The 23,240-nt window shown below is 72.5% G+C and carries 17 protein-coding genes and 1 pseudogene; 8 read left to right on the top strand and 10 right to left on the bottom strand.

Annotated elements, in window-relative coordinates; genetic code table 11:
• Nucleotides 1-122 precede the first annotated feature (122 nt).
• Nucleotides 123-614 (bottom strand): annotated as a pseudogene (locus E4198_RS13435) (DUF2617 family protein); the annotation flags it as partial.
• Between the two features lie 295 nt (nucleotides 615-909).
• Nucleotides 910-1,125: a hypothetical protein gene (locus E4198_RS13430; protein WP_136183362.1), complete on the bottom strand. Its 216-nt coding sequence runs from the start codon at nucleotides 1,123-1,125 to the stop codon at nucleotides 910-912.
• 170 nt (nucleotides 1,126-1,295) lie between these two features.
• On the opposite strand from E4198_RS13430, the gene E4198_RS13425 reads away from it, so the two are divergent.
• From E4198_RS13425 to E4198_RS13410, 4 genes are all read left to right on the top strand, one after another.
• Nucleotides 1,296-2,492 carry a pyridoxal phosphate-dependent aminotransferase gene (locus tag E4198_RS13425; RefSeq protein ID WP_136183361.1) on the top strand — a complete coding sequence of 399 codons (1,197 nt, stop codon included), beginning with the start codon at nucleotides 1,296-1,298 and terminating at the stop codon, nucleotides 2,490-2,492.
• Nucleotides 2,493-3,043: 551 nt separating this feature from the next.
• Nucleotides 3,044-4,642 carry a M4 family metallopeptidase gene (locus tag E4198_RS13420; protein ID WP_136183360.1) on the top strand — a complete coding sequence of 533 codons (1,599 nt, stop codon included), beginning with the start codon at nucleotides 3,044-3,046 and terminating at the stop codon, nucleotides 4,640-4,642.
• 105 nt (nucleotides 4,643-4,747) lie between these two features.
• Nucleotides 4,748-5,692, top strand: coding sequence for a M28 family metallopeptidase (locus E4198_RS13415; protein WP_136183359.1), 945 nt, complete (start codon nucleotides 4,748-4,750; stop codon nucleotides 5,690-5,692).
• Nucleotides 5,693-5,891: 199 nt separating this feature from the next.
• Nucleotides 5,892-7,973 carry a SpoIIE family protein phosphatase gene (locus E4198_RS13410; RefSeq protein WP_136183358.1) on the top strand — a complete coding sequence of 694 codons (2,082 nt, stop codon included), beginning with the start codon at nucleotides 5,892-5,894 and terminating at the stop codon, nucleotides 7,971-7,973.
• 23 nt (nucleotides 7,974-7,996) lie between these two features.
• Here the strand turns inward: E4198_RS13410 and E4198_RS13405 are convergent, their stop codons facing one another.
• The 3 genes from E4198_RS13405 to clpB all read right to left on the bottom strand — a co-directional run bounded on the left by E4198_RS13405 (nucleotide 7,997) and on the right by clpB (nucleotide 13,700).
• A complete protein-coding gene (locus E4198_RS13405) occupies nucleotides 7,997-10,090 on the bottom strand; it encodes an acyltransferase family protein (protein ID WP_136183357.1) in 2,094 nt (697 codons plus the stop codon).
• Between the two features lie 257 nt (nucleotides 10,091-10,347).
• Nucleotides 10,348-10,887 (bottom strand): YbjN domain-containing protein, encoded by a 540-nt coding sequence (locus tag E4198_RS13400; protein ID WP_136183356.1) that lies wholly within the window; start codon nucleotides 10,885-10,887, stop codon nucleotides 10,348-10,350.
• 197 nt (nucleotides 10,888-11,084) lie between these two features.
• Nucleotides 11,085-13,700 carry an ATP-dependent chaperone ClpB gene (clpB, locus tag E4198_RS13395; RefSeq protein ID WP_136183355.1) on the bottom strand — a complete coding sequence of 872 codons (2,616 nt, stop codon included), beginning with the start codon at nucleotides 13,698-13,700 and terminating at the stop codon, nucleotides 11,085-11,087.
• 167 nt (nucleotides 13,701-13,867) lie between these two features.
• Between clpB and E4198_RS13390 the strand changes: the two genes are divergently transcribed.
• The 3 genes from E4198_RS13390 to E4198_RS13380 all read left to right on the top strand — a co-directional run bounded on the left by E4198_RS13390 (nucleotide 13,868) and on the right by E4198_RS13380 (nucleotide 17,179).
• Complete coding sequence (locus tag E4198_RS13390) at nucleotides 13,868-14,263, top strand: TIGR03618 family F420-dependent PPOX class oxidoreductase (protein ID WP_136183354.1); 396 nt, start codon at nucleotides 13,868-13,870, stop codon at nucleotides 14,261-14,263.
• 503 nt (nucleotides 14,264-14,766) lie between these two features.
• On the top strand, nucleotides 14,767-15,834 hold the full coding sequence (locus E4198_RS13385; protein ID WP_247597668.1) for a zinc metalloprotease: 1,068 nt from the start codon (nucleotides 14,767-14,769) through the stop codon (nucleotides 15,832-15,834).
• Nucleotides 15,835-16,201: 367 nt separating this feature from the next.
• Complete coding sequence (locus E4198_RS13380) at nucleotides 16,202-17,179, top strand: LuxR family transcriptional regulator (protein ID WP_037790409.1); 978 nt, start codon at nucleotides 16,202-16,204, stop codon at nucleotides 17,177-17,179.
• 60 nt (nucleotides 17,180-17,239) lie between these two features.
• On the opposite strand, the gene E4198_RS13375 is transcribed toward E4198_RS13380, so the two are convergent.
• Both E4198_RS13375 and E4198_RS13370 read right to left on the bottom strand, forming a co-directional pair.
• On the bottom strand, nucleotides 17,240-17,521 hold the full coding sequence (locus tag E4198_RS13375) for a hypothetical protein (RefSeq protein WP_247597667.1): 282 nt from the start codon (nucleotides 17,519-17,521) through the stop codon (nucleotides 17,240-17,242).
• Nucleotides 17,518-18,918, bottom strand: a complete 1,401-nt coding sequence (locus E4198_RS13370; protein WP_247597666.1) for an amidohydrolase — start codon at nucleotides 18,916-18,918, stop codon at nucleotides 17,518-17,520. Before E4198_RS13370 ends, E4198_RS13375 begins: the two co-directional genes overlap by 4 nt.
• Nucleotides 18,919-19,073: 155 nt before the next feature.
• Between E4198_RS13370 and E4198_RS13365 the strand changes: the two genes are divergently transcribed.
• Nucleotides 19,074-19,250: a thiazolylpeptide-type bacteriocin gene (locus E4198_RS13365; RefSeq protein ID WP_023529351.1), complete on the top strand. Its 177-nt coding sequence runs from the start codon at nucleotides 19,074-19,076 to the stop codon at nucleotides 19,248-19,250.
• Between the two features lie 168 nt (nucleotides 19,251-19,418).
• On the opposite strand, the gene E4198_RS13360 is transcribed toward E4198_RS13365, so the two are convergent.
• The 3 genes from E4198_RS13360 to E4198_RS13350 form a co-directional block, all read right to left on the bottom strand.
• Nucleotides 19,419-21,467 carry a TOMM precursor leader peptide-binding protein gene (locus tag E4198_RS13360; protein ID WP_136183352.1) on the bottom strand — a complete coding sequence of 683 codons (2,049 nt, stop codon included), beginning with the start codon at nucleotides 21,465-21,467 and terminating at the stop codon, nucleotides 19,419-19,421.
• A complete protein-coding gene (locus tag E4198_RS13355; RefSeq protein ID WP_136183351.1) occupies nucleotides 21,464-22,219 on the bottom strand; it encodes an ABC transporter permease in 756 nt (251 codons plus the stop codon). The genes E4198_RS13360 and E4198_RS13355 overlap by 4 nt, the downstream gene beginning before the upstream one ends.
• A gap of 62 nt (nucleotides 22,220-22,281) precedes the next feature.
• Nucleotides 22,282-23,163: an ABC transporter ATP-binding protein gene (locus tag E4198_RS13350; RefSeq protein ID WP_247597921.1), complete on the bottom strand. Its 882-nt coding sequence runs from the start codon at nucleotides 23,161-23,163 to the stop codon at nucleotides 22,282-22,284.
• Between the last annotated feature and the right edge of the window lie 77 nt (nucleotides 23,164-23,240).

Genomic DNA, 23,240 nt, shown 5'->3' with positions numbered 1-23,240 from the left:
GGCCCCCGTCAGAGCAGCGCTCCCTCCCGGCCTGCCCCGCCGGACGACCGACGGCCGTCCCCGCGGGTGTTCAGGTCCGCGCGGCGTTCCGGGGCCCCGCCCGCGTGCAGCACGTCGAGCACCACCCGGGTGCGGGTCGAGACGAGCCTGCCCTCCTGCGGGTACGAGTGCCAGGTGCGCCAGTGCACCTGATCCTCGTGCCGCTGCACCAGCAGCGCGGTGAAGGCGTGCGGGCTGCCCGGATAGGTGCCCGCGAGTCCGTGCGGGTGTTCCGCGACGAGCGCGATCAGCTCCTGCGCCCTGCCGACGAACGAGCCGGTCGACAGGGTCTCCACGCGGGAGGCGAACTCGTAGTCCCGCTCGCCGAGTTGCCGGGAGACGCCCAGCGGCAGCGGTGCGGTGCTGCCGGGCATGCAGGCGACGGTCTCGGAGCAGGAGCCCCGGCCGTCCTCGAGGATGACCTGGTGCGACGCGCCCAGCAGCCGCAACTGCACGTGTGCGTCGGCGAGTTCGAGGTCCAGCGTGGCCAGCGCGGGAAGCGGTTCCAGACCGAGCGCCCAGGCGAGGTCGCCGGCGCGGGTATCGCTGTACGCGGTCTTGAGAGTGGTGAGCATGGGTCGGCTCCGCAAGACGCAGTCGGTGGTGGTGGAGGGGGGTGGAGCCTTCACCGAATCACGGAACTCGCCACACCTACAGCGTTTTTGCCCTTCCGTGGCCGGTTTCCATCCGCGTGGGGGCGGGAGCGCTCACCTGTTCAATCCTCAAGGACACCGCGCGGTCACGGTGCCCTCACGCGCATGTCACCGAGCGGCCGCACGCCACGGACGCGTCCGGGCCCGGCCGGGCGTCCGGACGGACGGCCCCGCCCCGGCCTGTCCTCCGTGCCGGAGCGGGCAGCCGCCGTCGGCTTCAGCAGCCTCCGCCCCCGTCGCCACCACCGCCGTCGCCGCCGCCTCCGTCGAAGTAGCCGCCCCCGCCGTCACCGCCGCCCGGCCCGACCCAGGCGCCACTGCCCCAGGTGCTCCGCGTCCGCCGCTTCGGGCGGGACTTCCCTGCCGTGCTCGCCGACACGGCGATGATCACCGCGATCACGGCGACCAGGACGATGCCTATGACGATGCTCATGAGATCCCCCGTTCGTGCTGTACTGTCCGGACGTCGCCGGCCCCCTGTACCGGCGACGCCGCGCTTGGCAGAGGTATCGCCGCCGCCGGCTTCGCTCACACCGGAGTTGAGGAAGACCAGAGCTTCCCGGTGGTACGACGAGGTTGAGGATGCGGGGGGTGTGCCCGAGGATGGCGCCCATGACCGCTGACCGACGCCCGCTGCTCAACCGCCGCCTCGCCGAGTTCGGGACCACGATCTTCGCCGAGATGTCGGCCCTCGCCGTGCGCACCGGCGCGATCAACCTGGGCCAGGGCTTCCCGGACACCGACGGCCCGGAGGAGGTGCGCGAGGCCGCCGTACGGGCGTTGCGGGACGGCCGCGGCAACCAGTACCCGCCGGGGCCGGGCGTACCGGAGCTCCGGCAGGCGGTGGCCGCCCATCAGGAACGGTTCTACGGCCACCTGGGCGTCACCTGCGACCCGGACCGTGAGGTGCTGGTCACCGCCGGGGCCACCGAGGCGATCGCGGCCTCGCTGCTGGGCCTGGTCGAGCCCGGCGACGAGGTGATCGCCCTGGAGCCGTACTACGACTCGTACGCGGCGAGCATCGCGATGGCCGGCGGCACGCGGGTGCCGGTCACTCTGCGCCCCGGAGAGGACGGCGCCTACCACCTCGACCTGGACGAGCTGCGCGACGCCGTCACCGACCGCACCCGGCTGCTGCTGCTCAACAGCCCGCACAACCCCACCGGCACCGTGCTGCGCCGCGAGGAGCTGGCCGCGATCGCCGAACTGTGCCGCGAACGCGACCTGCTCGCCGTCACCGACGAGGTGTATGAGCACCTGGTCTTCGACGGCGAGCACCTGCCGCTGGCCTCCTTCCCCGGCATGCGGGACCGCACGGTCACCATCTCCTCGGCGGGCAAGACGTTCTCCTTCACCGGCTGGAAGGTCGGCTGGGTCACCGGGTCCGCGGAGCTGGTCACGGCGGTGCGTTCGGCGAAGCAGTACCTCACGTTCGTCTCCGCCGGGCCGTTCCAGTACGCGGTGGCCGAGGCGCTGGCGCTGCCGGATGCTTACTACACCGCGCTCCGCGAGGACCTGAGGGAGAAGCGCGACCTGCTGTCCCAGGGGCTGGCCGAAGCGGGCTTCGGCGTCTTCCGGCCGGCCGGCACGTACTTCGTGACCGCCGACATCCGCCCGCTGGGCGCGGAGAGCGGACTCGACTTCTGCCTCGGTCTGCCCGAACGCTGCGGCGTGGTCGCGGTGCCCACCCAGGTCTTCTACGACCACCAGGCCGCGGGGGCGCCCTACGTCCGCTTCGCTTTCTGCAAGCGGCACGACGTGCTCGCCGAAGCGGCCCGGCGGCTCAAGGGCGCGGGCTGAGGCGTCTTCCCCCCGGACGGCGAGACCATTCCCCGGGAGCCCGGCGCGCGGGGTTTCCCCATGCCGCAGAGCAGCGGATAGGGCGGCATTCCGGACGGTTTCCCGGAACGCGGACGGCACCCGGCAGAGCGGTAGTTGAAGATTTTCCCGTCGTGGCAATCGCAACGGGATGTGCGTTCGGTGAGCGAGCCGAAGCCCGTGCAGCACGAGCCGCACGGGCTCTTCGGTAGTTGGCATTCGGCCGAGACCGAAGAACGCGCACCGATTCTTCACGTTCTTCGGAAGAAAAGCCCCTGCTCGCCGGGCACTTGCCCGACGGCGTCGTGACATGCCCTCTGACGTGGGGATCTCGTCATGGGTCCACACCACCTCTCCGGATAGCAGACGCGCCGAACGCCTGCAAACGAAAAGGCAATTGCTGGGGCACCGGTGACATGAACCCGACTCTCGTGGCAGGGTGCCGTTCTACGTCACTCGTTCGAGTGATGTGCAACCGATTCTGCCCGGGAGTTCACCTCGTCTCCCGGTCCCCACGCAGAAGGAGTTACCGGGTGAGACTCACCACGAAGAAGCACCGTATATCCGCCCTCGCCGCCACCGCGGCGCTGGTCGCCGCGGGCGTGACTGCCGGCACCGCCGGAGCGGCTCCCGACAAGGACGGCTTCGACAAGGGCGCCATGCCCGTCTCGCTGTCGCCGTCGGACCGCACCGAGCTGGTCAAGTCGGCCGACACCGACGCCGCCAAGGCGCGGACCGCTCGGGTCCTCGGCCTCGGCGAGAAGCAGGGGCTGGAGGTGAAGGACGTGGTGAAGAACCGCGACGGCTCCACGCACACCCGCTACGCCCGCACCTTCGACGGCCTGCCCGTCCTCGGCGGCGACCTGATCGTGCACCGCAACGCGACCGGCGAGAAGACCGGTGTCACCAAGGCCGTCGAGGCCGAGATCAAGGTGGCCTCCACCGACGCGCCGAAGTCCCAGAAGCCGTCGCTGTCCGCCGCGCAGGCGGACGCGAAGGGCAGCAAGGCGCCGCGCAAGGTGATCTGGGCCGCGGACGGCAAGCCGACGCTGGCCTGGGAGAAGGTCCTCGGGGGCAAGCAGAAGGACGGCACCCCGAACGAGCTGCACGTCGTCACCGACGCGAAGACCGGCGAGAAGCTGTACGAGTGGCAGGCCGTGCACAACGGCACCGGCAGCAGCATGTACGCCGGCGAGGTCGAGATCGGGACCGAGGGCTCCGGCGGGTCGTTCACCATGACCGACTCCGCACGCGGCGGCCACGAGACGCAGGACGCCGACAACGGCAACCAGGTCTTCACCGACACCGACGACACCTGGGGCGACGGCACTCCCGCCGACCCGCAGACCGCGGCCGTCGACGCCCACTACGGTGCGGCGCTGACCTGGGACTACTACAAGAACGTGCACGGCCGGGACGGCATCCGCGGCGACGGCGAGGGCGCCACCAGCCGCGTCCACTACGGCGAGGCCTACCAGAACGCCTTCTGGCAGGACTCCTGCTTCTGCATGACCTACGGCGACGGCGCGAACAACGAGCACCCGCTCACGTCGATCGACGTGGCGGCGCACGAGATGACGCACGGCGTCACCTCCGCCACCGCCGGCCTCGTCTACCAGGGCGAGTCGGGCGGCCTGAACGAGGCCACCTCCGACATCTTCGCCGCGGCCGTGGAGTTCCACGCGCAGAACCCGGAGGACCCGGGCGACTACCACGTCGGCGAGAAGATCGACATCCGCGGCGACGGCTCCCCGCTGCGCTACATGGCGCAGCCGAGCAAGGACGGCAGCTCCCTGGACTACTGGTCCGAGGACGCCGCGAACGTCGACGTCCACTACAGCTCGGGCATCGGCAACCACTTCTTCTACCTGCTGGCCGAGGGCAGCGGCGAGAAGACCATCAACGGCGTCACCTACAACAGCCCGACGCACGACGACTCCACCGTCGAGGGCATCGGCATCGACAAGGCGGCGGCCATCTGGTTCAAGGCGCTGACCGAGGAGATGACCTCCACCACGGACTACGCCGACGCCCGCCGGGCGACGGTCGCCGCGGCCACCGCCCTCTACGGCGCGGACAGCACCGAGGTGTCCACGGTCGAGGCCGCCTGGACCGGAGTCAACGTGCAGTAAGCGGCGACGCCGCACGCACAACTCCCCACACATGCAGACCGGTTCGCCGCCCGCCGGGGCCCACCCTCCGGCGGGCGGCTTCCCCACACCACACCGGAGCACCGCATGATCCGCACCCTCAAGCGCAGAAGCGTCATGGCCGTGACCACGTGCACGGCCCTCGGCGCGACCCTCCTCACCTTCACCCAGGCCCAGGCGGAGCCCGCAGCCGCCGCGGCCCCCGACATCCCCGCCGGCGCCGTCGTCCAGGACCTGAGGGACCTGCAGCAGATCTCCGACGACAACGGCGGCAACCGGGCCCACGGACAGCCCGGCCACAAGGCGTCCGTCGACTACGTCAGGGCCAAGCTGGACGCCGCCGGGTTCGAGACCTCCCTGCAGGAGTTCACGCACGGCGGCGCGACCGGCTACAACCTGATCGCCGACTGGCCCGGCGGCGACCCGGACCAGGTGCTGATGGCCGGCGCCCACATCGACTCGGTGAGCGACGGGTCGGGCATCAGCGACAACGGTTCGGGCAGCGCCGGCGTCCTCGAGGTCGCCCTCGCCGTGGCCGAGGCCGACCTGAAGCCCACCAAGCACCTGCGTTTCGCCTGGTGGGGCGCCGAGGAGGTCGGCCTGGTCGGCTCCCGGCACTACGTGGACGGCCTGACCGCCGGCCAGGCGGAGACGATCGACGGCTACCTCAACGCCGACATGATCGCCTCCCCCAACCCCGGCTACTTCGTCTACGACTCCGACCCGGCGCTGGAGAAGGTCTTCACCGACTGGTTCTCCGCGAAGAGCATCCCCACCGAGGCGTCGACCGAGACGAACGGGCGCAGCGACCACGCCTCGTTCCAGAACGCCGGCATACCCGTCGGCGGCCTCTTCACCGGAGCGGGCGCGACGAAGACCCAGGAACAGGCCGACAAGTGGGGCGGCACGCCGGGCGAGTCCTTCGACCCGTGCTACCACGCCTCCTGCGACGACCTGACGAACATCAGCGAGGAGGCGCTCGACCGCAACGCCGACGCCCTCGCCCACGCCGTGTGGGAGCTGAGCGGCTGACCGTCCGCCACCGCGCGCCACCGTGCCGGAGCCCGGCCGCCGATCCCGGCGGCCGGGCTCCGCCGTGTCCGGGCCGGGGCACCACGGGAAGCTGCGGCGCTCGGCGAGGCGAGAGACGATGAGAGGACCGCGGTCCCTCCCCCGGTGTCCGCCGCACGGCCGGCACCCGCGGGGTCCCTTTCGGAGGGAGCAGCCGTACATGGTCACCGACGGGTCCCGCACCGGGGTCGGCGAGGAGGACCGCCCCTCTTTCGCCCCCTCGCCGCCCGGCGGACTGATGGACGTCCTGGCCGTCGCCGCCGTGGTGATCGACGCCTCCGGGCGCATCGTGCTGTGGAGCCCGCAGGCCGAGGAGCTGATGGGCTTCCGCGCGTCGGAGGTGCTCGGGCGTCCGGCAGTACGGACGCTGGTCCCCCCGGAGTACCGCGACCGCGCGCAGAAGCTCTTCGCCGAGGTCATGGCCGAAAGCAGCGGTGCGTGGGCCGGCGTGTTCCCGGTCCGCCACCGGGACGGCGGAGTGCGCCTGCTGGAGTTCCGCAACATGCGGCTGACGGACGACCGCGGCGACCCCTACGCGCTGGGGCTGGCGACCGACCAGGGCACCGTGCGCCAGGTGGAGCGCGAGGTCGCGCTGTCCACCCGCGTGGTCGCCCAGTCTCCGATCGGAGTCGCGGTCTTCGACACCCGGTTGCGCACCGTCAGCGTCAATCCCGCGCTGGGCGACATCGCCGGCCTCCCGCCGCACGCCCGCCTCGACCGCAGCGTCCGGCACATCCTGCCGTTCGTCGACTCCGACACGGCCGAGTCGGTGATGCGGGACGTCCTGCGGACGGGGACGCCGCTGCGCGACCAGCCCGTCCTGGGCCGCCCGGCAGGCGACCCGGACCACGAGCACGCCTGGCACCTCTCCTACTTCCGTCTCGAGTCGGCCGGCGGCGACGTGCTGGGGCTCACCGTCGCGCTGCGCGACATCACCCAGCAGCACGAGGCGGCGACCGAAGCGGCCCGCGCCCGGGAACGGCTGACCACCATCGCGGACGCCACCGCACGGATCGGCACCACCCTGGACCTGGAGCAGACCGCCCGCGAACTCGCCGACGCCGTCGTCCCCCGCCTCGCGGACCTGGCCGCCGTCGACATCCTCGAGGACGTCCTGGAGCACCGCGGCGGGCCCGGGGAGGCATCCGGGCCGCCGGTGTTCCGGGCGCTGGCGCTGGCCGAGGCGGACCCGACCGAGGCCGCCCGCGCCGCCGACCCGGTCGGCGAGGCCGCCCGCTACGGCACCGACCGGCTGGTCGCCCGGTGCGTCGCCACCGGCGCCCCCGTCCGCGTGCCCCGGGTGCGCCCCACCGACCTGGCCCTCATCGCCCGCGACGCCGAGTCGGCGCGGCTCCTCGACCGCGCCGGGCTGCACTCCTACCTGGCCGTCCCGCTCATCGCCCGCGGCACGGTGCTCGGCGCGCTCGACCTCAAGCGCATCGGCAACCCGGAGCCCTTCGACGAGGACGACGTCGTGCTGGCCCGCGAACTGGCCGGCCGGGCGGCGATCTCCATCGACAACGCGCGCTGGTACCAGCGGGAGCGGGCCACCGCGCTCACCCTCCAGCGCTCCCTGCTGCCGCAGCTCCCCGAGCCGCAGCCCGGCCTGGAGATCGCCTACCGCTACCAGCCCGCAGGGGCGGCCAGCGAAGTCGGCGGGGACTGGTTCGACGTCATCCCGCTGGCGGGTGGCAGGACGGCGCTGGTGGTCGGCGACGTGATGGGCAGCGGAGTCACCGCCGCCGCGACCATGGGCCAGGTGCGGACGACCATCCGCGCGCTCGCCCACCTCCACCTGGAGCCGGACGGCATCCTGCGCAGCGTCGACCGCAGCAGCACCGGCCTGGAGCAGTCGATCGCCACCTGCTTGTACGCCGTGTACGACCCCGCCACCGGCGAGTGCCGGCTCGCCTCGGCAGGGCACCTGCCACCGGTGCTGGCCCGCCCCGGGCTGCCCGCGCAGCTCCTCGACCTGCCCACCGGCGCCCCGCTCGGCGTGGGCACCGTCCCCTTCCACAGCACCGCCGTCCGGCTGCGCCCGGACGACGAACTGGTCCTCTACACCGACGGCCTGGTGGAGGTGCGCGGCCAGGACATCGACGAACGGCTGGCCCTGCTGCGGAAACTCCTCACGCCCGGGGCCGGGCTCCAGGAGACCTGCGACCGGCTGCTGCGCGCGCTGCGGCACCCCGACCACCACGACGACATCGCCCTGCTCATCGCCCGCATCACCCGCCGCTGAACGGGGTCGGCGGCCCCGCCCGTTCAGCGGACGGAGGGAAGCTCGCCGTCCAGCCAGTCGGCCATCGTCTCCATGTACGTCGCCGTCAGGTGCGCACCGTTGCGGTAGACGAGTGCGTTGCCGATCACCGCGGGGCAGACACCGTCCCGGCACAACGCCTCGCCCGGGTCGATCAGCCGTGCGCCGGAGACGTCCCCTGCCGCCTGGCGGTTGACCGGCGTGAAGTCCAGTCCGGTGCGTTCGGGCACGACGCACTGCGAGAGATCCTCCAGGTGTGCGGAGACACAGGCGGGCACGTCTTCGGGCGGGTGCGGGTTGTCCGCGACCACGACGGTCCGCGCTCCCGCGCGCTGCAGACGCTCCAAGGAGTCGGCGTAGGCCGTCCGGACGCGGCGGGCGCTGTCCTCGGCCCCCAGCCGGTCGCCGTCGGCGACGGCGCGCACCGTGGCCAGGTTTCCGGTCACCACCAGGTCGGGTTTCTCGTCCCGCTCGATGCGCTCCAGCGTCCGCTCGCGCCACTCCGCGCACTCGGTGTACTCCCGCTTGAGCCGGGGGTTCCAGGTGGGGAGGTCCGCCGGCGTGCAGCCGGACTTGGTGAGCACGACCAGCCGCCACTTCCGCTTCTGGGCGACACGTTCCAGGGCCGGGGCGTACTGCATGGCGTGGGAGTCGCCATAGAGCACGACGGTCGTGCCGGCCGTGGTGTCGCCGTAGACGCACGCGGGGGACCGGGTGGCGCGCTGGGCGACGAGGCAGCCGTCCCGGTGCGCCCGGCCCTTGTCCTCGGCGGCCTTCTCCGGCAGCGGGCGCAAGGCGTCCGCGGTGTGCTGCAGCGGCTCACCGCCCAGCAACGACCGGGCACCGGTGACCTCGTGCGGCTCCGCCTGCGGCACCCGCGGCACGCTGTTCCAGGAGAGCGCAGCGGCGAGGACGGCGAGCGCCGTGCACCCGCCGCCCAGGGCCAGGCTGCGGCCGTTCGGCGCGAACGCGCGGGCGCGGCGGAAATACTCCTCCACCAGGCGGTGGCTCAGTGCGGCGGGAATCAGCGAGAGCACCACCACGAGCAGGAGGATCGAGGTGGGCAGACCGGAGAAGAAGGCGGTCGCGAAGACGATGGCCGGCCAGTGCCAGAGATACCAGGAGTAGGACACCCGGCCGAGGTAGCGGACGGGCGGGAGCTCCAGGACCCGGGCGACCGGGTGGGGGCCCGCGGTGCCGGCGGCGATGAGGGCGACGGTGCCCAGCACCGGCAGCAGCACGGGCACGCCGGGGAACGGCGTCGTGTCGTCGTAGACGGTGACGGAGGTGAGGACGGCGGCGAGGCCGCCGCAGCCCAGCACCGCGGGCGCCCGGCGAGGGAGTTCACGCAGACGCGCGGTCGGCACCAGGGCGAGCAGTCCCCCGGCCGCCAGCTCCCATCCCCGGGTGAGCGTGGAGAAGTAGGCCACGCCCGCCTCGGTGGTCGTCAGCACTACGGAGTAGGCGAAGGAAGCGGCGGCGACGGATCCCAGGCCGAATGCCAGACGGACCCGGGGTGCGCGTCGTCGGCTGCCGAGACCGCAGGCGAGCAGCAGAAGCGGCCAGACGAGATAGAACTGCTCCTCCACGGAGAGGGACCAGAAGTGCTGGACGGGGCTCGCGGCGGTGCCCACCGCGGAGTAGTCGACCGCCTCTGCCGCCTGCTGCCAGTTGACCGCGTAGAGCGCCGAGGCGATGACGTCCTCGAAGACCTGCTGACGCTCGACCGGCGAGAAGAGCAGCCATGCCGCCGCGGCCGCCGTGAGCAGCACCAGGCAGGCCAGCGGAAGCAGGCGCCGCATGCGACGGGCGTAGAACCGCGTCAGGGCTATGCTGCCGGTCTGCTGGAGTTCCCGGAGCAGCAGGCCGGTGATCAGATATCCCGAGACGACGAAGAACACGTCGACGCCGACGTAGCCCCCGGCGAACGTGGCCGCTCCCGCGTGGTAGGCCAGGACCACGCACACGGCCAGCGCCCGCAGTCCCTCCACGTCGCCGCGGAACCTCTGCTCGCGGGGCGGCGCGCCCTCGCGCGTCCCCGGCGGGCGTTCCGCCACCGTCGTTCCGACCGGACCCGTCGTGCCCTCTGGCCGCTGCATGCCTGCCCATCTTCCGCCTCGTCGCGTCCGTCCTCCTCGGATCACGAGCCGGACCAGGGTAGGTCACGGAAAGGTCACACCGCCATGGGTGGTACCCCCGCACCGACATGCGGACGCTCTCTTCCGCATGTCGGAAGGGATCCTTGTGGCCCGCCGCGCCAACGGGACGCCTCGGATCGCACGGATGCGGACGCGGACGGGCCCGGGCGGGGTGCCGGGGCACCTCGTCCGGGCCCGTGGGCGCCGTGCGTCAGAGGTCAGGAGTCGGAGCCGGAGTCCTCGCCGTCGGCGCCGGAGCCGGCGTCCTTCTCCAGCCCGAGCTGCTCCACCATCCACTTGTCGAACTCGATCGAGGCGCGCACCCAGCTGACGACGCTGGACACGAAGTGCTCCAGGGACACGCCGGTGCCGATCAGCATCTGTGCCTCGCCGATGAGGCGGACGGTGCCGTCGTCGTGGGTGTGGCTGTAGACCTTGGGCCACAGGGTGCGGCGGTTCCAGTCGTCGATCGACTCGAGGACGGCGCCCTTCTCCTCGATCTTGTGCGGCCGGTCGTAGAACGTGCGCACCGAGAAGACCTGCTGTTCCGCCTCGCCGCGGAACATGAAGTACGTGCGGAACTCCTCCCACGGAGCGGCGAGGTCGCCCTCGTCATCGACGACGTACTTCAGCTCCATCTGGTCGAGGAGTTGCTTGACCAGATCCTGGTCGGGGACGACGGGTCCGGTGGGACCGGTCTCCTGCTGGTCGGGCTGCTGGCCCCCGAAGTTAGGGATCGAGGACGGGTCGATGCTCACCGTGGATTTCCCTTCGTATGGATACGGCCATCCTCCCCCATGACGGGCCGGGAGACGCAAACCGCGGGCCGCGACGGATGCCATCCGTCGGTGGTCCCTACGGGCCCCGGGCCGGGCGGCACCCGTGCGGCGGGTACCACGGCCCGGCGCGGGGCAGTCCCCGCACCGGCCGGGTATCGGGCCGTTTGCACCGGCGGTCAGTCGCGGGCGGGCGCGACCAGGAGGCCGTCGCCGCCGTCGACGCGGTCCACGCGCACGGTCCCGCCGTCCCGTACCTCGCCGGCCAGGATCTCCCGGGCGAGCTGGTCGCCGATCGCCGTCTGCACCAACCGGCGCAGCGGCCGGGCGCCGTACGCCGGGTCGTTCCCCTCCTCGGCCAGCCAGGCAAGCGCCGCGGGAGTGACGTCCAGCAGGAGCCGCCGGTCGGCGAGCCGCCGCTGGAGGGCGCCGATCTGCAGCTCGGCGATCCGGGCCAGTTCCGCGCCGTCGAGCGCGGAGAAGACGACCACGTCGTCCAGCCGGTTCAGGAACTCGGGCCGGAACGCGGACCGCACCGCGGCCATCACCTTCTCCCGCCGCTCCTCGGGCTTCTCCAGGCTGTCGGTCAGGTGCTGGCTGCCGAGGTTGGAGGTGAGGATGAGGAGGGTGTTGCGGAAGTCGACCGTACGACCCTGCCCGTCGGTGAGCCGGCCGTCGTCGAGGACCTGGAGCAGGATGTCGAACGCCTCGTGGTGCGCCTTCTCGACCTCGTCCAGCAGCACCACGCTGTACGGCCGCCGCCGCACCGCCTCGGTGAGCTGGCCGCCCTCCTCGTATCCGACGTAGCCGGGCGGGGCGCCTACCAGCCGGGCCACCGCGTGCTTCTCGCTGTACTCGCTCATGTCGATGCGGACCATCGCCCGCTCGTCGTCGAAGAGAAAGTCGGCCAGCGCCTTGGCCAGCTCGGTCTTGCCGACGCCGGTCGGACCGAGGAAGAGGAAGGAGCCGGTGGGCCGGTCGGGGTCGGCCACCCCGGCACGGCTGCGCCGCACCGCGTCGGACACCGCACGCACCGCCTCCGTCTGACCGATCAGGCGGCGGCCCAGCTCGTCCTCCATGCGCAGCAGCTTCTGCGTCTCGCCCTCCAGCAGCCGGCCGGCCGGGATGCCCGTCCAGGAGGCGACGACGTCCGCGATGTCGTCCGGGCCGACCTCCTCCTTGACCATCAGCTCCCTGGGAGCGGCCGCGGCCTGCTTGTCGGCGACCTCCTCGGCCTCGCTGGCCTCCTCCAGCTCGCGCTCCAGTGCCGGGATCTCGCCGTACAGCAGCTGGGAGGCGGCCTCGAAGTCGCCGTCGCGCTGCGCACGCTCGGCCCGGCCGCGCGCCTCGTCCAGGCGTTCCTTCAGCTCGCCGACGCGGTTGAGGCCCTGCTTCTCCTTTTCCCAGCGGGCGGTCAGGCCGCGCAGCTCCTCCTCCTTGTCGGCGAGCTCGCGGCGCAGGCGCTCCAGGCGCTGCACGGAGCCGGGGTCGGTCTCGCTGGCGAGCGCGAGTTCCTCCATCCGCAACCGGTCCACGGCGCGCTGGAGCTCGTCGATCTCCACCGGGGAGGAGTCGATCTCCATCCGCAGTCGGGAGGCGGCCTCGTCGACGAGGTCGATGGCCTTGTCGGGGAGGAAGCGGGAGGTGATGTAGCGGTCGGAGAGGGTGGCGGCGGCGACCAGCGCGCCGTCCGCGATCTGCACCTTGTGGTGCGCCTCGTAGCGGCCCTTGAGCCCGCGCAGGATCGCGATGGAGTCCTCGACGGTGGGCTCGGCGACCAGCACCTGCTGGAAGCGGCGCTCCAGCGCGGCGTCCTTCTCGATCCGCTCGCGGTACTCGTCCAGGGTGGTGGCGCCGACCATCCGCAGTTCGCCGCGGGCCAGCATCGGCTTGAGCATGTTGCCCGCGTCCATGGCGGAGTCGCCGCCCGCGCCGGCGCCGACGACGGTGTGCAGCTCGTCGATGAAGGTGATGACCTGCCCGTCGCTGGACTTGATCTCGCCGAGCACGGTCTTCAGCCGCTCCTCGAACTCGCCGCGGTATTTCGCGCCGGCCAGCATGGCGCCGATGTCGAGGGCGACGAGGCGCTTGTTCCGCAGCGACTCCGGGACGTCGCCCTTCACGATGCGCTGGGCCAGCCCCTCCACGACGGCGGTCTTGCCGACACCGGGCTCGCCGATCAGCACCGGGTTGTTCTTGGTGCGGCGGGAGAGCACCTGCACCACGCGGCGGATCTCCTGGTCGCGGCCGATGACCGGGTCGAGCCGGCCCTCGCGCGCGGCCGCGGTGAAGTCGGTGCCGAACTTCTCCAGCGCCTTGTACGTGCCCTCGGGGTCGGGGGTGGTGACCCGGCGGCCGCCGCGGACCTTCTCGAACGCCGCCATCAGCTTCTTGTCGGTGGCGCCCTGCTCCGCAAGCAGCTCCCCGGCTCGCCCGCCGCGGGCGGCGACGCCGATCAGCAGGTGCTCGGTGGAGATGAAGGCGTCTCCCAGCTCCTTGGCCCGCTGCCCGGCGTCGGCGATCACGGCGAGCAGCGCACGGTCGGCCTGCGGACGGGAGACGGTGGAGCCCTGGACGCGCGGCAGTCCGGCGAGCTCCCGCTCGGCGCCGGCCCGCAACGCGGCCTGGTCCGCCTCGACCCCGGCGAGCAGGTCCTGGATGTTCTCGTTGTCCTCGCCCTCGAGCAGGGCGAGCAGCAGATGGGCCGGGGTGATGTCGGGGTGCCCGTCGGTGACGGCCCGGTCGTTGGCCGCGCTGATCGCGTCCCGGCTCCTGTTGGTCAGCTCGGCATCCACGCTCGTCTCTGCCTCCTTCTTCCGCGATATCCCATGCCTTGCACGGTCCACGGTACAACAAGTTGAGTCTATTCCACTCAACTATATCGGCAGCAGTCCGCGCAGCACTCGCGAGGGCGCCCGCGAGCCGCCCCCACCACAGTGCAACCCCGCGCTACGGTCGGGGCATGGCCCTCCAGGACGACCCGGCGTTTCTCGCCTTCTGGCGCGAACGCCACTACTCCACTCTCACCACCTTCCGCCCCGACGGCACGCCACACGTGGTCCCGGTGAGCGTGACGTACGACCCCCGCACGCACACGGCCCGGGTGGTCGCGCGCGGGACGAGCCGGAAGGTGCGCAACGTGCGGGCGGCCGGGCCGGGGGGCAGCCGGGTCGCGCTGTGCCAGGTGGACCGCCGGCGGTGGGCCACTCTGGAGGGCCGAGCGGTGGTCCGCACCGAGCCCTCGCTGATCGCCGACGCAGAGGAGCGGTACGAGGCGCGCTACGGCCGGCGCCCGAAGCCCAACCCGGAGCGGGTACTGATCGAGGTCGCCGTCGACCGCACCATGAGCCGCCTCTGACACACGCCGCGACCCCCGGCACGCGGGACACTCCACCTCCAGCGCTCCGCCCCCGCGCGCCCCATGCGCACCGCAGGCCCCGGACATCGCGCACATCCCGGACACCTCTCGCGCCCCGTACGCCCCACCCGCCGGTACACCCCTGCGCGCCGCGCCGCCCCGGCGTCCGGTACCCGGCGCACTCCTTGCCGGTAAGTGACGAGGCAAGATGCTTTCCGGCCAGATTCCGATGACCCTCCCCGACCCTTGACGCGGGACGACCCACCCCGGCAAGCCGTGCGCACATCCGCACGAATCCGCGCACATGCCGCAGTGTCCTGCGTCACACGGCGGTCGCGTGGGCTCACCGGCGCGAGTTGTCCAGACCTCTCACACCCACCGATGGCGACGCTGCGTCGAATCTTTGGGCCGGATCGGGCCTGGCTGGCTTTCGCCACTCAGCCATAACCTGCGCCGCGGATGCGAGGAGATCCCTCGCGCCGGTGTCTCGGGAGGAGCGCACCTTGCGCCGATTCAGACGAATATCCCCATCCGCCCGTAACCGCCTCATCGGTATCGCCGCAGTGGCCGGAACACTCGCCCTCGTGCCCGTCTCCGCCCCCACGGGAGCCGCCGCCGACGCCGCCCGCTCCACGACCGCCGCATCGGTCGATGCGGAGTGCCGCACCGCTGAGGGCCACGGCAACTCCGAGCCCAGCCACGCCGAGGGCCACGGCAACGCCCCCGCCGCCGCCCGCGTGACCCGCCCGCACGGCCACGACCACGCCGCCCACGAACCCAACGCGGTGAGCGCGAAGAAGGCCGCCGCGATGGAGCGGGCCCTGGACAAGAAGCTCGACCGGATGCGCGCCGACGGTCTGCTCGCGCAGAAGAAGGGCAAGAACGGCCAGCTCGCCCCCGTCACCATCCCGGTCTACTTCCACGTCGTCCACGACGGCGCGACCGGCAAGCTGACCGCCGGCGACATCGGCGCCCAGATGGACGTCCTCAACGACGCCTTCGGCGGTGTCGGCTCGGGCAACACCGCGTCGCCCTACAGCTTCGAGCTGGTCGACACGACCTACACGGACAACGCCAACTGGTACAACGGCCTCCAGCCGGACAGCGCGGCCGAGGCCAACATGAAGTCCAGCCTCCGCCAGGGCGGCGCGAACGCGCTGAACTTCTACACCGCCAACCTGGGCGGCGGCCTGCTCGGCTGGGCCACCTTCCCGACCTCCTACCAGAGCGAGCCGGAGATGGACGGCGTCGTCGTCCTCGACGCGTCGCTGCCGGGCGGCTCGGCCACCAACTACGACGAGGGCGACACGGGCACGCACGAGGTCGGCCACTGGATGGGCCTGTACCACACCTTCCAGGGCGGCTGCGGCGGCCAGGGCGACTACGTCTCGGACACCGCGGCCGAGGCCAGCCCCGCGTTCGAGTGCCCCACGGGCCGCGACACCTGCAGCGGCGGAGGCGTGGACCCGATCCACAACTTCATGGACTACACGTACGACTCCTGCATGACCCTGTTCACCCAGGGCCAGGTGGACCGCATGAACGAGTTCTGGACGGCCTACCGCGCCTGACCGCCGTGCGCGAGGGCCGCATACCCTCCGCCGGCCGCCGCGGGCCCGTACCGGTCACGGTACGGGCCCGCGGCGGCGCGGACGGGACTGTTGAATCTGCGACAACTTCGTTGTCCATCGGGCAACTTGAGTACCGTGCGTGTCCCTACGAACCGGTACCGCCACGCAGAGCGAGGACATCGATCACGGTTCGTCCACAGGTTCCACTTCCGTTGCCTCCTCGCACTGCACCTGTGGCTGTTCACGGCATACGCTGGCCTCGACCCGCCCGGCGCTCTGCTCGCGCGCCGTGGTGCTCGCCCGACCAACGAGCCACACCACCGGTTCGCCATCCGAGCAGCAGGGGGCCGACTTGGGTACCAACATGATGTCAGTCTTCGGCATCTCCGCGGAGGAAGAAGAGATCTACCGGCACTTCCTCCGCCATCCCGGCACCCCTGCGGACGACCTCCACGTGAAGATGCACATCGACGCGCCCGTCGCGAAGCGAGCGCTCGAACGGCTCCGGGAGTTCGGCCTGGTGCGCGACAGCGGCGAACGCCACGCGTACACCCCGACCAACCCCGACATCGCCATGGCCCGGCTGATGGACCGCCGCCTGCACGAACTCCACGAAGAGATCATGCGGGTGACCCAGTCACGCTACGTCATCGATGCTCTACGCGCGGAGATGGGCTCGCGTACGCCCGCCCCGCAGGGAGTGGAGCAGCTCACCGACCTGGCACAGATTCGCAGCCGGATCGACGACCTGGCGTTCTTCGCCCGCGAGGAGATCCTCTCGGTCGAGCCCTACACCGAACTCACCCCGGCCAACATCGACCACGCCCGGCCGCTGGACATGCGCTGCCTCAGACGCGGCGTGCGCATCCGGAACGTCGTGCTGCGCAAGGCGACCACCCACCCGCCGACCGTCGCCTACCTGAGGGAGCTGGCGCACAAGGGCGCCCAGATCCGCGTCGCCGACGACGCCTCCGAACGCATCCTGGTCTACGACCGCCGGGTCGCCCTGGTGCCCGTCGACCCCGGCGACACCTCGCGCGGGGCGCTGCTGGCCCACGAGAGCGGCCTGGTGTGCAACATCATCGCGCTCTTCGAGAAGATCTGGGACCAGGCCGAGGACCTCCTCACCGCGATCAGCGAGCCGGACGGCACACCGACGCTCTCCGAGATGGAGCGCCGGGTGCTCGCCTCGATGGTGTCGGTCGGCAAGGACGAGGCGGGCGCGCGGGAGCTGGGGATCTCCGTACGCACCTACCGCCGGCACGTGGCCGACCTCATGCGGGTGCTGGGCGCGGCGAGCCGCGCCCAGGCGGCGCTGCTGGCCCGCGAACACGGCTGGGTCTGATCCCGGGCCCGCCGAGGCGGGCCCGGTCCTCCACGGGGGCGCGCGGCCGCGCGCCCCCGGTCAGGTCTCGGCGAACCAGCCGCGCATGGCCGGGTCCGCCATCACCTCCTCCACCTCGGTGCGGACGGCGTCACAGCCGTCGGTGCTGCCCAGCATCACGTGCAGCACCACACGGTCCCGTTCGACCTCCGGCAGGCAACTCCAGTGGGGCGGCAGCAGTCCCAGCAGCCGGACGACCGTGGTCTCGCCGCCGGGAGCACAGGGCTCCCGGCGCACCACCACGATGTCCATATAGGCGCAGCTGAGGACCGTACTGCTGTCGGCCCTGGTCACACTCGTCATCGGCACGTTTCCCCCTCCGGAACGTCCAGAATCGCTTCGGCGCCGTCGCACATCGCCGCGATGCCCGTGGGCAGCGCGACACGCACGTCCGGCGCGAACTCCGGTGCGTGATTGGCCGGAACGCCGCGCGCTTCGCCACGTATGCCGTACGCACCGCCGGCATGCGCTCGCGCGGCGGCCCGCCATGTGCGGGCCCCGGTCACCCCCAGCATCCAGTACGCGGTACGCACTCCGGCAGCGCCGTGCACGTCCGCGCCCGCGGCCCCGAACCACGCGAAGTCCTCGGCCGCGGTTCCAGCCTGCCACGGGAGTACCCGCGCCGTCCCCAGCAGACGCGCATGGCCACCCCGCAGGGTGGTCGTCAGGTCCGCGTCGGGCTGCAGGACGGGTGAGCGCGCGGCGACGGCGAACTCCGGTTCGCGCGGGCAGCCGCCCGCCGCGCACTCGCCGCGCACGATCCGTTCGACGGCCGTCTCCATCCGCGCCAGCGCGCCCGGGGAGAAGGCGCGCAGGCCGACCGACAGGGCGGCCGACTCGGGAACGAGGTTGGCCCGTTCGCCCGCGTGCAGCGCGCCGACGGTCAGCACGGCCTGCTCGGCGGGCGCGGTCTCCCGCGACACCACGGTCTGCAGGCGCAGTACGGCCGCGGCGGCTGTGACCACCGGGTCGACGGTCAGCTGCGGCGCACCCCCGTGCCCGCCGCGGCCGTGGATGCGGACGTCCAGCGCGGTGCTGCCCGCCAGCACCGGTCCGTCGCCGTGGGCGACCGTGCCCGCCGGCAGCGGCGCGGTGTGCTGGGCGAGCACGACGTCGGGGACGCCGAAGCGTGCGTAGAGGCCGTCCTCGAGCATGGCCCGGGCGCCGTCCAGGGTCTCCTCGGCCGGCTGGCCGACGACGAGCACGGTGCCGCGCCAGCGTTCCCGGCGGGCGGCGAGCATCGCCACGGCGCCGTACAGCGCCGCGAGATGCAGGTCGTGGCCGCAGGCGTGCATCACCCCGGGCACCGAACTGGCGTAGGGGAGGGCGGTGTTCTCGGCGACGGGGAGCGCGTCCAGCTCCGCGCGCAGCAGCACGGTGGGGCCGGGCGGGCGTCCGTTCCCGTCCCCGGATGGGGCGGACGTCAGCACGCCGACCACGCCGTGCCCGCCCACCCCCCGCGTCACCGTGCAGCCGGCACGCTCCAGGGCGTCGGCGAACCGGGCGGCTGTGCGCGACTCCGCACCGGACAGCTCGGGATGGGCGTGCAGATCCAGGTACAGCTCCAGGGCGGCGCGCAGGACACCGGAGGGCACGGCCGGACCGCGCGGGCCGGGGCCCGGGTCCGCGCCCGCCGGGTCCGCGACCGCCGCCGTGGCCATCAGCGCCTCCTTCGGGTACGCGTTCCGAGCGTGCTGCACGCGTTGCGCATATGCCGAGCAGTCCGCTGACACCGGCTGTCAGCGGTGTGACAGCGGAAGCCGTGCGGATCTGCCAGTGGCTCCGGGTCCAATGGTTCCGACGCCGGGGCGCGCAGCCGGAACAGCCGGCCGCCGGCGCGACTTGAGGAGACACCATGGCTGAGAAGACGCAGCTCGCCACGCTCGCCGACGAGATCCTGGAGCTCGAATCGGAGACCTTCGAGATCTCGGACTACTCCGACGCGGCCGAGGTCGTCCTGGCCGGTTCCACCTCCTGCTCGTCGACCTCGACCTGCTCCAGCACCACCAGCACCACCTCCTGCAGCGCCTGATCCGGTTCCCACCGGACTCGGGTATCTCAGGTACCCCAGCGGCCCGTTCCCGTACCGCCGTCTCCGGCGCGGGAACGGGCCGCTGCCGTGTGCGGCGGCGACGGGGAACGGGGCCTGCGGGCCGCTCTGCTGACGTTGCTGGTGCGGCACGGGAACTCCCCTCGGGGGTTACGGGAACGGGTGCGGTACGCGTTTGACGTCGGCTGCCGGCAGGTCGTCGGCCCGTCTGCCCGCCTGTCTGAGCCCGGTGAGCAGCCGGGGCGTCCGCAGCACCCGCTGCCGGTTCCAGCCGAAGTCGAGCGGCAGCAGCCCGGGAACGGTCGCGCAGACCGTGTGCAGGCCCATCCGCCGCTGCTCGGGCGCCGTCTGGTCCACCGCGATGACGTCGTGGCCGGCGCCGGCCAGCGCGTCGACGAGCAGCCGCAGGTCGTCCACGAGGTCGCCGGTGCTCGGCCGTTCCCGGTACCAGTCGGCGAACAGCTCCGGGATGCCGCCGCGTCCGGCCGGTTCCAGGAACTCCCGCGAGTGGTGCGCCATGCCGGGCAGACCGTGCAGCTGGGCGTGGTCCTTGAGGTGCAGGACGCGGCCGAAGTCCGCTGCCATCGCCTCCAGTTCCGCCTGCCGCTCGGTGACCTGGTACGGCAGATGCGGGATGTAGGTGAGCACCTCGGAGAGCGCGGACTCGACGGCGTCCTCCGGGTCGAACCCGGCGGCCGCACCGAAGGACAGCGTGCCCGGGCCGCCGTCCCGGCGCACCGCGAGCCCGGTGACCACGGGGACCGGCAGGTCCATGCGCGTGTCGTAGGCCCGCACGTCGTAGCCGTGCATGCCGGCCCGGTCCAGCAGCGACCGCACGGTGCGGCCGGTGCAGGAGCCGAGGTCGACCTCGGTGAGCGGAGTGCGGGTGTGCCAGGCCAGCAGGAAGGCGTCCCGCTCGATCAGCTCCAGCAGCGCGAACAGCATCGCCTCCACCGGACTGCCGCCGGTGGCACAGCCGTTGGAGCACTCGAAGACGAAGTTGTCCGCCGCCACACCCGCGCTGTAGTGCACCAGCCGGGCCGGCACCAGGATCGGCCGGTCGTCGCGCAGCGAGTGGCCCCACAGCCAGGGGATCGCCCGGGCCGGGTCGAAGGGGCTGACCATGGGGTCGGTGGCGTAGGTCTCCGGGGCGTAGAAGCCGCACGCGGCGGGGTCCAGCACCGGCTCCCCGGCCGACCGGAGGGCGTCGAGGGAGGCGACGACGGGCTGTTCGGGACGACGACGATGGGTGCCGGCGTAGCGTTCCAGACCCTCCAGGTAGGTGAGCAGCCGACTGGTGGTGTAGCGGCTGGCCTGACCGCTGAAGGTCACGTCGTTGAGCCCGGCGTAGCCGCGTACGAAGACGCTGCCCGCGACGGGGGCGGTGGTGGTCGAGGCCGGGTTGATCCAGGTGCCCGAGCCGAGGGCGCCGCACACCGGGTTGGCCAGCGCGTCACCGGGCAGCGGGAACGACTCCAGCGGCCGGACGCGGTAGCCCTCCGGGTCCGGCTTGGGCGCCGGGCCGAGCGGTATCCGGCCCGCCTCGCGGGTGTCCGGCACACGCTGCACGCAGTGCGGGCACAGCGGTTCGGGGAGCATCGGGAAGGTGGCCAGGGCGAGCGTGGCCAGGTCGACGCGTGTCACCCGCGGCAGTCCTTCGGCTCCGGGTGACGTCGGTACGGCCCGGGGCGGCCGCAGCGCGGCCACCGGACCGGCCGGGGTCGGGTCCGACTCGTGCACCGGGCCGAACGCCGACGACCAGGCGGCACGTACGGCGTCCACCGCGAACGGTGTGAGCAACGGCCAGTCCTCGGCGCCCTGCAGGGGCTGCCGTCCCTCCAGGGCCTCGCGTTCGGAGCGGCTGCGCAGCCGCTGCCAGCGCATGCCGAGGCACCGCCCGCAGCCGGTGGCCTCCGCATCGCCGCCCCACGGCCCGATGAGTACGGCGCGGGCGGTGAGGTGCACGGTCGCGTGCGGCCGCACCGCGGCGTACCGGTCGCCGGCGGCGTCGCCGAGCACGTCCGCCGCGCCGAGCGGCACCACCAGCGGCTGCGGTCCGGCGTCGGCGGCGCAGGCGGGGAACTGCACGTAGCGGGGGTCGAGTTCGCGCTGCAGGTGGGCGCGCGCGGACTCCAGCGCGCGCGGCCCCGGCGAGGCGGCGGCGTCCGCGGGCGGCGGCACGGTCGGCGTCGTCGTCATGCGCGGTCGCTCCAGCGGAAGGTGCGCAGTGCGACCAGCCCGAAGAGGACGGTGAAGCCGGTGAGCCCGGCACAGGCCAGCGCGACGTCTGCGGTGCTGCCGTCACCGAGCAGCGCGACGGACACACCCTCGTTGAACCAGCGCAGCGGGAGCACGTGGGAGCCGGTCTGGATCCACTCCGGCATGGCGTCGATGGGGAAGAACGCGCCGGACAGGAACGCCATCGGCACCATGATGCAGTTGGCGATGGCGGCGACGGCCTCCGGCGTCTTCCCGTACGTGCCGACGATGACGCCGAGCGCGAGGAACGCGGTCACGCCGAGGATCAGCACCGGGATCATCAACAGCACCCGGCCGTCGACCTCCAGGCCGAACGCGGGAAGCATCGCGACGCCGACGAACAGCACGGTCTGCGCCACGCCGACGGCGAGCGCCAGTACGTAGCGCGAGCCGAGCACGGTGGGCAGGCGGGTGGGCGTCATGCGGATGAGGCGCAGCAGGTCGTCCCGCCGCCACTGCATGAGGACGAAGCCGATCCAGAACACGGCGGAGTTGGCGACGCCCCAGGAGAGCACGCCGGGAGCGATGTAGCTGATGTAGGGCTTGCCGCTCTGGTCGACGTCCTGGCCGGAGAAGATCAGGCCGAAGACGACGAGGAAGAGCAGCGGGAAGGCGAAGGAGAAGAACAGGGTGGTCTTGTCGCGCGTGTAGGCCCGGTAGCCGGCCGTGGTCAGCGCCGCGTACGCACTCATGGGCGTTGCTCCGTGTCGGGAAGGGATGGGAGTGGGGGGTGTGTCGCCGTGGTGGGGTGCGGTCAGCGGTCGCCGGTCGCGGTGAGTTGCAGGTAGACGTCCTCCAGGCTGGCGGTGCGGGTGCGGACGCCCTGGAGCCCGGCGACCGCCTCGACGGCGCTGAGCAGGGGGCCCGCCTCGGTGGTTTCCAGCACCACCACGTCGCCGTCGACCTGCACGTCGAGCACGCCGGGGAGTTCGCGGGCGCGGGCCTCGGTGAGCCGGTCGGCGGGCACGAGCAGGCGGGTGTTGCCGCTGCCGGCGGCGACCAGCCGGGCGGGCGTGTCCAGTGCGGTGATGCGGCCGTTCACGATGATCGCGACGCGGTCGCACAGCGTCTCGGCCTCGTCGAGGTGGTGAGTGGTGTAGACGATCGTGCGACCCTCGCCCTTGAGGTCGCGCAGCACCTGCCACAGGTCGCGGCGGGCCTGCGGGTCGAGGGCGGCGGTGGGCTCGTCGAGGAAGATCAGCTCCGGGCCGTGCACCAGCGCCGAGGCGATGGCCAGCCGCTGCCGCTGGCCGCCGGACAGGCCCTCCACCTGGGTGTCGCCCTGTTCGGTGAGGCCGACCACGGCGAGGGTGCGTTCGGCGGCGTCGCGGGCGGCGCCGTACAGCGCGGCGACGGTCCGCAGGTGCTCGCGCGCGGTGAGGCGGACGAAGAAGGCCGACGCCTGGGTCTGCAGGCCGATGCGGGGCAGCAGCGCCAGGTTGCGGGGCCAGGGCGACGTGCCGAGGACGCCGACGGTGCCGGAGTCGGCCTGCCGCAGCCCTTCCATGATCTCCACCAGCGTGGTCTTCCCCGCGCCGTTGGGGCCGAGCAGTCCGAGGAACTCACCGCGGCGGACGGTGAGGGAGACGCCGTCGACGGCGCGGGTGTCGCCGTAGCGCTTGTGCACGTCGGTCAGTTCGACGGCGGGCTCCGGGCCGGTACCTGCGGCGTCCGTGTCGGGCCCGGTGTCCGCGGCGGCGGCCGGGCCGGGGG

The organism is Streptomyces sp. RKND-216, from assembly GCF_004795255.1.
GTDB lineage: Bacteria > Actinomycetota > Actinomycetes > Streptomycetales > Streptomycetaceae > Streptomyces > Streptomyces hazeniae.
The sequence above is the reverse complement of the archived record's forward strand: the minus strand, read 5'-3'. Positions and strand labels throughout refer to the sequence as shown.